This is a genomic window from Actinoallomurus sp. NPDC050550 (assembly GCF_040655075.1).
Lineage (GTDB): Bacteria > Actinomycetota > Actinomycetes > Streptosporangiales > Streptosporangiaceae > Actinoallomurus.
In genome coordinates this window covers 75,074-86,138 of the sequence record NZ_JBFAJC010000040.1, presented here as the reverse complement: position 1 = coordinate 86,138, position 11,065 = coordinate 75,074, and the positions used below count along the sequence as shown (strand labels likewise).

Below are 11,065 nucleotides of genomic sequence, written 5' to 3'. Positions count from 1 at the left end.
ACCTTGTACTTGCCACCACCGGCACCACCGGCACCACCACCGCCGGGAACCTTGTACTTGCCACCACCGGCACCACCACCGCCACCACCACCGCCGGGAACCTTGTACTTGCCACCACCGGCACCACCGGCACCACCACCGCCGGGAACCTTGTACTTGCCACCACCGGCACCACCACCGCCACCACCACCGCCACCGGGCTTGTAGTTGTACTTGCCACCACCGCCACCACCACCGCCACCGGGCTTGTAGTTGTACTTGCCACCACCGCCACCACCACCGCCACCGCCCTTAGGCGGGTCGAACTTGAAGTGCGGGGGGTTGAACTTGATGGGCGGGAATTTTTGATTGCCGCCACCGCCGTTGCCACCGCCGCCAGGAGACGAGTCCACGTGGGGCGGCGGCGGGGGCGGCGGCGAGGTGAGTTCAATGAGCGAGCTGCTCGCCAGCACGTACGTCGGCTCCAGAGCCGCGATCGCAGCCTGCGCCGGCCCGTCCAGGATGGCCTTTACCGATTGGAGGACGTTATTGGTGACCTCCTGCCCCATTGCCGTCCATCCGCTTTGGTCCATGAGGGAGCCCTTGGGGTATGACGTAAGAACCTTCGCGATGTAGTCTTTGGCAGGTTTTGAGTTAAGGCCACCGAATGTCATCTTGTCGAGGACGTAATTCGGTGTGCCCTCGAAGAGGCCTGCCGCCTCCATGTAGTCGAACGCCGCCTTCACTTCGAAATCGAGAGCGTTCTTGATCCAGTTGACGATATCCGACGCGAGCGCCCACCCCCACGCGTACGACATCGTCAGGTTGAAGTTTTCGAGACCCCTGGCGGCACCACCGATCACGTCCGCGATCGAGCGTCCGTGCCTGGTGAGGACCTGCTCGTTGATGTCGTGCGCCCAATCGGCGTTCTTCTTCATCCGCCAGTAGATCAAATAGGCGGCCTTGCCTTTGAACGCGGAGTCACTGGAATTGATCGACTTAGCCCAGGTCTCGAAGTCATCGCCGGTCGCACCCATGAACAAGGCCAGCGTCTTGACGGCCATCTCCATGTCCTTCAGAGTCTGCAGGTCCATGGTTCCGCGTCGACCGCTGCCGACGCCCTGCATTATGTCGCCGGTGGTGTTAACGGCGGTGACCCACTTCCCCATCGCGTCCGGGTTACCGTTGACCGCGACATAATTATTCCCAAAGGCATGGTAGACGACATCCTTCCCCTTGTCCTTGTCGAAGGTGAACCACTGCGCGTTCAACAGGTCGTGCAGGTCGGTCCCCTCGCCGGTGACTGCGGCCAGTACCTGTTCGAAAGTCCACTCTGACCAGTTGGAGTTGCCGGGGAGACTCGGCACACCATCTGCCATGGGGGTCCTCCTCAGGGGACTGGGCGGCCCCAAGCGAGGGCGGCCGTGGGCTGGTTACAAATCAGGGATACGGGTCAGGCCGGGGGTAACCGGACAGTTCAGGTATTTTGGCCGATGATTTCCGGGTGCTCCTTCATCAACTTGCCGGCCGTCTCTTTGGTCAGGTCGTTGGTGTGCTTGAAGATTTCTTCGGCGTTTTTCAAGGCGGTCACGTAGGCAAGCAGCTCCGTCGTGAGGTCGCTGTAACGCGTGTGCGCCGAGGTGGCGAACACACCGGCCTGGTCGACGAATTTCTTCGCTACGTCCCAGTTCGGTGAACCGGGCTTCAGCATGCCGGTGATCGTGGGGTCCAGTTTGAGGGCCGTGCTGGGGCCCAGCATGGCCGGGTTGACGTCGAGGTCGTGTTCGACGCTGCGCAGGTAAGTGATCAGCCGTTCGTAGTGGGCCTTGTCGAACGAGGTGATGTGGAAATCGGCCATTCGTACTCTCCTCCTTTGGAAGGTGGTGGACCGACTCCCGGATCCGAGCATGAACAGCCTCGGAACCGGGAGTCGGTGCGGATACGGCGGAAGGCGCGTCAGGTCATGACGCGGGCGCCCGCGTCGTCGCCGTGGAGGAAGGTTTCGGCCACGATCAATGAGGAGTCGACGTGCATGCGGAGCATTTGCGTCATCTCCTCGTAGCTACGGTTCCACGTCTGCTGCAGATGCTCCCACAGCGGCGTCGCCTTGCCGCCGCTGGCGATTTCGATCCGGCTCAGCGTGCCGTTGAGGTCACCCATGATCGTGTCCATTTTCTGAAGCTGAGCCTTCAGCGCGACATTGACCTCCGCATACTTGTTGTGGCTGACGTAAAAGGCGTCACCCATCGCGATGCTCCCTTCAATCAGGTCGTTTCTGTGGTTGTTACCTGGCGCCGTGAGTGGCGGTGGTGTCGGTGGTGCGGTTGACCTGAAGCAGTCCCTGTGCCCTTGTGTTGAGACCTTCGAGGTTGCCCACGACCTTGTGGAAATCGCTGGTCCACGTCGTAATGTGCTGCGTCAGGACCCTTCCGGAGTCGGACCGGTTCGCATCGCCGAGCAGCTCAGTGTGCGACATCACCGTGTTGTTCAGCTGGTTCATTTCGTTGATCGCGTCCGATGTCTTGTTGATGATCGCCAGAAGATCGGGGTCGCTGAAGTGGTACGAACCCGGATCGAATCCGCCGTAATTGTTGGCCATCTGTTCCTCCTTATAGATCCGGCTGGTGAAAGATGAGCGAATCCTTCGGTTCGGCTAGCCGCCACCACCTCCCGCGCTGAGCATGTCGAGTACAGGGCCAGTGGGCAGCAGCGCCAGCAGGTCCGCGGGCACCGGCACCTCGGACGAGACCGCGTAGCCGAGCGCGGAGGCTGCCGTCTCGTTCGCAACGGGGAACTTCGAACCGTCCTCGGTCACCAGGTAAAGGCCCTCGCCGGGCATCCCCAGCACGGGAAGGGTGCGGGCCAGCAGCCCGGCCCGTGGCATGACGCGTACCTGGTCGGCGACCCGCGCCGCGGTCCCTGCGTCCTGTCCGGCACCGAGCGGGTCCCCTCCCGCACCAGGCGTGGCGTTCACCGACGGACCGACGACCGCGTTCGCGGGTGTCGTCTCGGTGACCGGCGCGGCCGGAAGAGTCACCACCGAGGTACGCGCCTGGCCGCCCTCCGGCACCACGCGGACGCAGGGCATCCGGCCGCCGGCCAGGCCGTTCGCCGGCGGCCCGGCCGGCACCTGAGCCTCCCAGGCCGGTGCCGACAACACGTGAGTGGCAGCGAGCGCTGCGGGACTGAGGTCACGGACCGTGGGCGTCTCACCGTCATACGCCCGCACCGTCTTGGGGTCGCTCAGCGCGAGTGCGGCGGCCGTCCGCGTCAACGGCTGCAGCCCGTCCGCCGTCAGCACGTACAAGCGGCGTTCCGCGTTGACGCCGCCTACCGCGAACACTTCGCCGACCCTGGTCGGCCGCCCGTCCAGCACCGGCCCGGGCTGTCCACCGCCGGACACCCCCGGCTGCGGAAGGTCGGGGCCGGCGGGCAGCGCGTTCACCCATCCCTCGCGTACGCCGACGGCGGCGTCATCGGTGAAACCGAGCGTCCGCAGGACCCAGGGCGCGGTCACGCGGAGCCTGCGTCCTCCCGTGACGAGAAAGGTCGTGCCGTCCGGGGTACGCACGACGAGTGCCTGGGCATCGGACAGCGGACGCACGGCGGGGTCGACACCTATCGTCAGCGCCAGCGCCGGCCTGAAGCCGTTCCCGGCCCGCGCCGACGTGGCGCACACCAGCCAGGGCGACACGGTGCCGCCCGCGTGCGGGAGCTGATCCGGGGCACCTTGGATGCCGACCGGACGGTCGCGTGGCACATCGTCGATCGACGACGACGGCACGGTGTCGACCTTGAGCTTGGCGCCGAGCAACAGTCGTGCCGAGGCGTAGTTGAGCACCGGCCGCAGTCGACCGTCTGCGAATACGAACCGGGTGCCGGTGCCCTTCTCCACGATCAGCGTGCCCGGCTTGCGCCAGGCGCTCGCGCCGCCGGGGTACACCATGCCGAACACGATGAACCCGGCGACGGCGACGGCCGCCAGAATCGCCCCGATGATCATCCCGCTCCATGAGCGGCGTAGCGGTGGGACCGGCAGATCCGGCTCTGCGCGCAGGAGCGCGGCGGTCAAGCGGCCGACCATGAAACCGTGCGCGCTGACCTGGTCACGACGGTTGTACACGGTTCACCCCCCGCTCCGCGGTGACGGCCTGCCGCGGGCCGTCCGGTCCGGTCATGCCCATCCGGCACGCGCCCTCGCGTAGAGGCCGACCACCGCCAGCACGAGCGGGAGGACCGCGATCGCGGTGGCCGAATGGGCCAGATCCGCCAGCCGTCCCCAGTGCGGCAGCATCCGGCGGCCGGGCAGCCTGCGGGCGGCCATCATCAGGAGTCCTGCGAGCACCATCAGGGCCGCCACGACGATGCCTCGCAGCGCGGGCGGCATGGCCAACGTCAGGTCGAGAAGCACCGCCGCGAGGCCGATCAGCCCGGGAACCACTCCCGCCAGCCGCGCCCGCGTGCCCGGCAGCTCACGTGTGTGCAGAAGGAGAAGCAGCGCGGCGACCACGGCGAGCAGCCGGGCCGATATCCCGGCCGTCACCCCGAGTACGGCGAGGCAACCGGAGCTGACCGCGCCGAGGCCCAGGTAGAGCGCGGTGATGTATTCGTGCGCGCGTGCGGTGCGGTCGAGCACGACCCGGCTCGGCTCCGGGTCGATGTCCTGCTGGAACTCCTGAGCGCTGGTCGGCAGCGGCGGGATGCGGAGCCCGGCGAACCGTGAGGCGATACCAGGCACCCCGGCGCCGATCGTCAGCGCGACCGCGAGCACGATCGCCGCCGCTCCCGCCGCGCCGACGCCGGCGACACACAGCAGCAGACCGCCCAGCGCCACGAGCGCCCCGGCGAAGGCCGCCGCCACGAACCCGGCCCCCGTGCCGCCGACGGCGGCACGGGACAGCGCGGCCGTCGTCGCCGCCCAAGCGCCGGCTGCGAGCAGCCCAGGGGCGGTTGCCAGAGCGGCCACATCGGTCACCGCGGTGCCGCCCACGGGGAGCGCCAGCCCCGCGGCCACCGCGAACGTGATCGAACCGACCGCGAACACGACGCCCGCCACGCGGTCGCCGAGCGCTCGCGACGCGGCCGCCGCGCCCAGCAGCAGCACGATGGAGCCGGAGCCGGCGATGAGCGCGCCGACGGTCGCGGTGCCGCTCAGGGGAGCGACGAAGGCGCCCAGGCCGAGCATGACGCCGACCAGTCCGTAGATCAACCGCCGGCTGGTCGCGGGAAGCCACCGGTCCTTGAGCTCGGCGGACCCGGTGGCCACGCCGTCGATGAGATCGTCGAAGTCCACCGGCGGCAGTTGGTCGTCACGCGGCCGCAGATTCAGGACGTCACCGTCGTACAGACCCAGCCCAGCGGTGCCCAGATCCTCATCCAGCGGCGGCTCGCCGAGCCGCTGGAGCACCCAGCCGCCGTGCCCGAGGCCGGACGTCGCCAGCTGCGGGCCGAGATGGTCGATGAAGGTGGGGAGCAGGTCGGCAAGCGGAACGTGCGCAGGCACGGCCAGTTCGATTCTGGAGGCCGGGCCACAGATCGTCAGCCGGCACATCTCACCGGCCCCCTGCGGAGTCGCCATGCAGTTAACACGGCTCTCGCCGGACGCAGGGTTCACATCTCGGAGACCCGGCGGAAGGGCGGCCACGGATCCTTCGCCGCGAACCCTCCGGGCACTCACAGCCGTGGCTCGGTAAGGGGGCGGACGACGCCCCCGGGAAGGACGTGGTCGTGAGTACGACGCTGTTTCGGCGGCCGCCGCGGCAGTCACCGCCGGAGATGCCCGGCGGCGAGCTGTCCCTGCAGGAACCGCCGGTGCTGCCGGAGGCACCCACCGGCAACGTCGGGATGCTGCTGACGTACCTGCCGATGGCGGTCGGCTCCAGTGTGATGATTCTGCTCTTCGTCCCAGCGTCACGGCCGGGATTGGGCCTCCTGGCGGCGGGTCTGATGGCGCTGACCTCGATGACGATGGTGTTCGGGATGGTCGGCCGGTCGACCAGCGACCGCAAGCGGCGGACGCGCGCTGACCGGCGCGACTACCTGCGGTACCTCACACAGAACCGCAAGAAGGTGCGGAAGGTCGCCGTGGAGCAACGGGCATCGCTGGCATGGCGGCACCCGGACCCGGCGGGGCTTTGGTCGGTGGCGATGAGCAGCCGGCTGTGGGAAAGGCGCCCGACCCACCCGGACTTCGCCGAGGTCCGGATCGGCGCTGGTCCGCAGAAGCTGGCGATGACCATGAACCCGATGCAGACCAAACCGGTCGAGGACCTGGAGCCGCTGTCCGCCCGTGCGCTGCGCCGCTTCATTCGGGCGTACACGACCGTGGCGGACCTGCCCGCCGCGGTCTTCCTGCGTGGTTTCGCACAAGCACGGCTGTACGGCGACGAGGACACGTGCCGGGCGCTGCTCCGGGCACTGCTGGCGCAGCTCGTCACCTTCCACTCGCCGGACGAGCTGCGAGTCGCGGTCTGTGCCGCCGGACCGCACGCAAGCGAGTGGGACTGGGTGAAGTGGCTCCCGCACAGCCAGCACGGCACACGGCAAGACGGCGCCGGGCACGCGCGGCTGCACGCGGACGACGTCGACGCGCTCGATGACCTGCTCGCCGCCGAGATGGAGAGCCGCGGGCGGTTCGAGGCCGGGGCGACGCCGGTACGCGACGAACCGTACGTCGTCATCATCGTGGACGGTGTCGACGTTCCCCAGGAGTCGAGACTCGCCGGGACCGGATACCGCAACTCCATAGTCCTGCACATCTCGTCTGAACCACCGAAGACGTCCGGACGCTCGGTCCTCCGGCTGGACGTCACTCCCGACTCGATGGCGATGGTCCGCTTCGACCGTACCGGTACCGAGATCCGCACTCCGCTGGGCCGTCCCGACCAGCTCAGTGTGGTCAAGGCCACCGCCCTGGCCCGCGTCATCTCGCCGTTCCGGCTCGGCGCGACGACGGACGCCACCGAGGCGCTGGTCACCGACTTCGACCTCGGCACGCTCCTCGGAGTCGGCGACATCGACGCGCTCGACCCGTCTCGGGTATGGCCTCGATCGGACGGCCCCGACCGGCTCCGGGTGCCGATCGGCGTCGCCGAGGACGGCAGCCGTGTCGAACTCGACATCAAGGAGTCCGCGCAGGGCGGAATGGGGCCGCACGGCCTGCTGATCGGCGCCACCGGATCGGGCAAGAGCGAACTGCTACGCACGATCGTCCTCGCGCTGGCGATCACCCACTCATCCGAGGTGCTCAACTTCGTCCTGGTCGACTTCAAGGGCGGCGCCACGTTCCTCGGGTTGGACGGGCTCCCCCACACATCCGCGGTGATCACGAACCTGGCCGACGAGGCCACGCTGGTGACCCGTATGCAGGACGCGCTGCAGGGGGAGATGATTCGCCGCCAGGAGCTGCTCCGGCGGGCGGGCAACTACAACTCGCTGCGTGATTACGAGGCGGCCCGGGCGGCGGGCACGCTGCTCGATCCACTGCCGACGCTGTTCGTCATCGTGGACGAGTTCAGCGAGCTCCTCGCCTCGCACCCGGACTTCGCTGAGCTGTTCGTGATGATCGGCCGGCTCGGCCGCTCGCTCGGAGTCCATCTGCTGCTGGCGAGCCAGCGCGTCGACGACGGGCGGATGCACAAGCTGGAGAGCCATCTCTCATACCGGATCGGGTTGCGCACGTTCTCGGCGATGGAGAGCCGGTCGGTCATCGGCGTACCGGATGCCTACCAACTCCCCAACGCCCCCGGCAACGGCTTCATCCGGACCGACGTGTCCACGCTGGTGCGGTTCAAGGCGGCATACGTCTCCGGCCGCTACCGCCGGCGTACCGTCGAGCAGCGGCGGGAGGAGATCCGCCGGCAGGTCGTGACGTTCAGCGCGGTACGGGTCGCGGCGCCCGCATCCGAACCACAGCCAGCGGTGCCGACACCTGCGGCCGGAGCACCCGCGGCGGACGAGCAGGGCGACACCCTGCTCCAGGTCGCGGTCGACAGGCTTCGCGGCGCCGGCCCGCCGGCCCACCAGGTGTGGCTGCCGCCGCTCGCGGACCCGCCGACGCTGGATCAGGTGCTGCCCGCGCTGGTGCCGGACCCCGAGCTCGGCATGACTCCGGCGAGCTGGCCGGGACGCGGCGGCCTGGTCGTACCCGTCGCCGTTGTCGACAAGCCGTTCGAACAGGTACGCGACCTGATGATGGTCGACCTTTCCGGAGTCGGCGGGCACGTCGGCATCGCCGGCGGAACGCAGTCCGGCAAGAGCACGCTGCTGCGCACTCTCATCGCGGGGCTGGCGCTCACCCACACGCCGGCCGAAGCGCAGTTCTACTGCGTCGACCTCGGTGGCGGCACACTCTCGACGCTCGCGGGGCTGCCGCACGTCGGGGGTGTTTCCGGCCGGATGGACAGCGAACGGGTCAGCCGTACGATCGCCGAGGTACAGGGCGTGCTGACTCGGCGGGAGCGGCTCTTCGCCGACCACCAGATCGAGAACATGGCCGCGTACCGCAAGCTCCGCCGGGACGGCCGATTCGCCGACGATCCGCACGGCGACGTCTTCCTCGTCGTGGACGGCTGGGCTTCGCTGCGGAGCGACTTCGAGGAGCACGACGCCCCGATCCGGCAACTCGCCGCCCGCGGCCTCACCTATGGCGTGCACCTCATGCTGTCCTCCGGCCGCTGGTCGGACATTCCGAGCGCGCTGCGTGACCAACTCGGCACCCGGCTGGAACTGCGGCTCGGCGACTCGATCGACTCTGTGATCGACATGCGGGCGGCCGCGCGCGTGCCCAGCACGCCGGGTAGCGGACTCACGATGGACAAGAGGCACTTCCTGGCCGCGATACCCCGGATCGACGGCCGATCGCGGACCGATGACCTGGCGGCGGCGACGCGGGCGCTGGCGGAGACCGTGGCCGACTGGTGGGAGGGGCCGGACGCTCCACCGGTGCGCATGCTGCCCGCGAAGCTGCCGGCCGACCAGCTCCCCGAGCCGGAGGACCGGCTGCGGGTGCCGCTCGGCTGGGGCGAGGCGGACCTGGCTCCGGTCTGGCACGACTTCGACAGGCAGCCGCACCTGACCGTGCTCGGTGACACCGGCAGCGGCAAGACCGGCGTGCTGCGCCTGATCGCCGACGCGATTCCGCGCGCGTACGAGCCCGGTGAGGTCGAGGTGGTCGTGATCGACTCCCGGCGCGCGCTGCTCGACGCCGTACCGGAGGAGTACCGCCGCGGTTTCGCGTTCTCCTCCGCAGCGGCGGCCGAGCTGATCGGGACGCTGGCGACGCGGTTGCGGGAGCGCGTCCCCGGGGCCGACATCACGCCGGCACAGCTTGCCCGGCGGGATTGGTGGTCAGGGCCCGACGTGTACGTGCTCGTCGACGACTACGACCTGCTGACCGGGCCGATGGGCGGCCCACTGGAGGACCTCATCGACCTGCTGCCGCAGGCTGGCGACATCGGGCTGCACGTGGTGCTGGCCCGCAGCGCCGCCGGGTCCGGCCGCGTGTCGATGGACGCGGTCGTGCGCCGGTTGCAGGAGTCCAACACGCCGGACCTCGCGCTCTCCTGCCCGCCCAACGAGATGCCGCTGCTCAACGGGTCGCGGCCACGGCAGTTCCCACCCGGGCGCGGCCTGCTGGTCACCCGCCGGGACGCGACCCTGCTCCAGGTCGGATGGCTCGATCCGGCCGGTCAAGGTACGGCCGACGGTGGGGACGCCCGGTGACGGGGCCCGCTCCCGGCCACCGGCTCGGTGCGCTGCCCGCCGGCCTCGGGGCGGTGCTCACCGGAATGGCGCTGATGGCCTTCCCGGTGCTCTCCGGTGGCCTCCTCCCGGCGAACGCCACAGTCGCGGTCACCGCAGCCGACGTCGGAGGCTGCGCGCCGGCTGCGAAGGGCCTCATAACCGGCGTGCCGTGGGCGCAACAGTCGCTCGCGCCGCAGCGGGCGTGGAATCTCACACGAGGTGGCGGAGTCGTCGTGGGTGTCGTCGACACCGGTGTGAGCGCGGCCTCCCCCGCGCTTTCCGACGCCGTCCTGCCCGGGCGCGACCTGCTCAAGGGCGGTGGCCGCGCGGACGACGATTGCTCCGGCCATGGCACGTTCGTCGCCGGACTGCTGGCCGCCCGGCCTACGGCAGGGAGCGCGTTCGCTGGAATCGCACCCGGCGTCCAGGTCCTACCGGTCCGCGTCACCACTGATGCGAGCAACGTGGATGCCGGCGTCCTCGCCGCGGGCATCCGTGCGGCGGTCGACGGCGGTGCGCAGGTGGTGGCGGTGGCCCTCGGCGCGACCGACTGCCCACCGGCCCTGCGCGGCGCGGTCGCGTACGCCGTGAACCACAACGTCCTCGTCGTCGCCTCGACCGAAGGGGCGAACCTGTCGAGCGGCGGTCCCGTCTACCCGGCGGCGCTGCCGGGGGTGTTGGCCGTCGCATCGTTCGGCCCGGACGGCAAGGCCACCGACGTCAGCGGAACGGCGGCTCGGCCGACGCTGGCCGCGCCTGGCGCGAACCTGGTGAGCATCGCGCCGCACGGTGGCGGGAACGTCATCGCCTCCGGGAGCGGGGTGTCCGTCGCGTTCGTGGCCGGCGCGGCGGCGCTGGTACGCGACTACCGGCCCGGGCTCACGGCCACGCAGCTACTGCATCGCTTGGAGACCACCGCCGACCATCCGTCCGACCGACTGCCCGACCGGTCACTGGGCTACGGAATCGTCGACCCTGTCGCGGCGGTGGTGACCATGCTGCCGGAGGAGTCCGGCGAGAAGGCGCCGCCGCGCGCGGCCGTCCGGCCGATCCATCTCGTGCCACCCCCATCCGCGGACGAGCGCCCGGTGCGTACGGCACTCGCCGCGTCGGCCGCCGTGGCGGTCGGCGCGGCGCTGGGCGGGCTCACCATCGCCCTGATCCGGAGGGGCCGGCGACGCGGCTGGCGGCCTGGCGGATCGGACGAAACCGTGGCCTGATCGCCGATCGCCCCGTCGACACGTGCGTCAACGGCGGCAGAACGATGCCCGAACTAGGTATCTAAATGCTCACAACCCTTGACTCTTACCCACCCATGAGCGTACATCTGTGTGGAGTTCAG

At 69.5% G+C, this 11,065-nt stretch carries 7 protein-coding genes and 1 pseudogene; 2 read left to right on the top strand and 6 right to left on the bottom strand.

Annotated features, from left to right (window positions below; translation table 11 throughout):
- The 6 genes and pseudogenes from AB0I04_RS38855 to eccD all read right to left on the bottom strand — a co-directional run.
- A pseudogene (locus AB0I04_RS38855) lies at nt 1-1,358 on the bottom strand (hypothetical protein); the annotation flags it as partial.
- Between the two features lie 98 nt (nt 1,359-1,456).
- Nucleotides 1,457-1,837 (bottom strand): hypothetical protein, encoded by a 381-nt coding sequence (locus AB0I04_RS38850; RefSeq protein ID WP_360896643.1) that lies wholly within the window; start codon nt 1,835-1,837, stop codon nt 1,457-1,459.
- A gap of 98 nt (nt 1,838-1,935) precedes the next feature.
- Nucleotides 1,936-2,226, bottom strand: a complete 291-nt coding sequence (locus tag AB0I04_RS38845) for a hypothetical protein (protein WP_360896640.1) — start codon at nt 2,224-2,226, stop codon at nt 1,936-1,938.
- 37 nt (nt 2,227-2,263) lie between these two features.
- On the bottom strand, nt 2,264-2,578 hold the full coding sequence (locus AB0I04_RS38840) for a hypothetical protein (protein WP_360896637.1): 315 nt from the start codon (nt 2,576-2,578) through the stop codon (nt 2,264-2,266).
- Nucleotides 2,579-2,632: 54 nt separating this feature from the next.
- Nucleotides 2,633-4,102: a type VII secretion protein EccB gene (gene eccB / locus AB0I04_RS38835; RefSeq protein WP_360896634.1), complete on the bottom strand. Its 1,470-nt coding sequence runs from the start codon at nt 4,100-4,102 to the stop codon at nt 2,633-2,635.
- A gap of 51 nt (nt 4,103-4,153) precedes the next feature.
- The gene (gene eccD, locus AB0I04_RS38830) at nt 4,154-5,557 is read right to left on the bottom strand and encodes a type VII secretion integral membrane protein EccD (protein ID WP_360896631.1); all 1,404 of its coding nucleotides are present in this window, start codon (nt 5,555-5,557) and stop codon (nt 4,154-4,156) included.
- 149 nt (nt 5,558-5,706) lie between these two features.
- On the opposite strand from eccD, the gene eccCa reads away from it, so the two are divergent.
- On the top strand, nt 5,707-9,702 hold the full coding sequence (gene eccCa / locus AB0I04_RS38825) for a type VII secretion protein EccCa (protein WP_360896628.1): 3,996 nt from the start codon (nt 5,707-5,709) through the stop codon (nt 9,700-9,702).
- Nucleotides 9,699-10,943, top strand: coding sequence for a S8 family serine peptidase (locus AB0I04_RS38820; RefSeq protein WP_360896625.1), 1,245 nt, complete (start codon nt 9,699-9,701; stop codon nt 10,941-10,943). Before eccCa ends, AB0I04_RS38820 begins: the two co-directional genes overlap by 4 nt.
- Nucleotides 10,944-11,065: the final 122 nt, after the last annotated feature.